The sequence below is a fragment of the Sphingobium terrigena genome, assembly GCF_003591655.1.
In the GTDB taxonomy this organism is placed as follows: Bacteria; Pseudomonadota; Alphaproteobacteria; order Sphingomonadales; family Sphingomonadaceae; genus Sphingobium; species Sphingobium terrigena.
On the sequence record NZ_QVRA01000091.1, the window covers coordinates 1 to 1097 of the forward strand.

At 63.5% G+C, this 1097-nt stretch carries 2 protein-coding genes; one reads left to right on the forward strand and one right to left on the reverse strand.

What is annotated here, in order from left to right:
- The coding region (locus D0Z70_RS24495; RefSeq protein WP_182914112.1) for an MFS transporter at nt 1-736 on the reverse strand (736 nt) is incomplete at its 3' end.
- Between the two features lie 28 nt (nt 737-764).
- On the opposite strand from D0Z70_RS24495, the gene D0Z70_RS25145 reads away from it, so the two are divergent.
- The coding region (locus tag D0Z70_RS25145) for a hypothetical protein (RefSeq protein WP_182914113.1) at nt 765-1097 on the forward strand (333 nt) is incomplete at its 3' end.

Sequence of the window (1097 nt, forward strand, 5' to 3'; positions counted from 1 at the left end):
ACAGATCCCGCGCGCCCGATCCAAGCGACAACGTCAGATGCAGAACGGTGAGGCACCCGGACGCAATGGCCGAGATCAGGAGCAGCGGGACAAGCGCCTCACGCGCTTTCGGGCGTGGAACGCTGCCGACCGGACCAGTGGCACTTTCCCGTGAAACCAGAAGAAGACCGGGCATGGCGATCGCGCTCAATGCAGCTGGCGCCAGGAATGGCGACGTTGCTCCGAGCGCCACCGAAATTTCTCCAAGGAGCGGGCCGGTCAGGTCGCCCGCGAAGACCAGGGCGTTCAGCCAGGTGAACTGACGCGCTCGCCGAACCAGATCTGGTGAACGATCGGCGACCATCGCAAATGCCGTCGGCACGACGGCCGCCGCAAACACGCCATTGAGCAACCGCAAAACATAGAGTCGCTCGAATCCGACCGCGGAATACAACGCCATTGTCAGGCTGAAACCCAACAGCCCCACGACCAGGATCGGCCACCGTTTCCACCGGTCGGAAATCCAGCCCCATAACGGCGCCGAGAGACACCCTGCGATCTGGGAAACCGTGACCAGGGCGACGACAAGGCGCCCTCTCGCGAGGGCACTCGCGTCCGGAGACATTTGACCCACCATTTCTGGCAGGAATGGCAGGACGACGCTATTACCCAGGGCAACCGCCGTGGCCGCGAAGAGAAGAACGACGAAGCCAAGTTCGCCCCGATCGCGCGCCGCTTCGATGACCGTGGCGGGCAAGCTCGCCTCCATATGCTACGACCCGGCCATGAATACCCGGATCGCGCTGGCCCCGCCCTTGCAGTCACCAGGGCCGGGCGCGCCCGCGAAGAAGATCGCACGCGGAATCGCGCGCATATCCACCATCAGAAGGCGGCGGAGAAAATGCCTTGTGGGACGAGCGCCGGTCCCGGGAAGGTGCGAGGATGTCGCAGAGGTTCCGATCACGGCGCGATATTCCATTTCCCTAGCAGTGATCGCTGCCAACTTTCCGCCCGGCGGAGATTACTTCGCCGATGGTCTGTACCAGCACACCATCGCGCAGAGGTTTCTCGAGCACAGCGGCAAAGCCCGCTTCCTGCGCGCTTTCGGCGAGCTTATC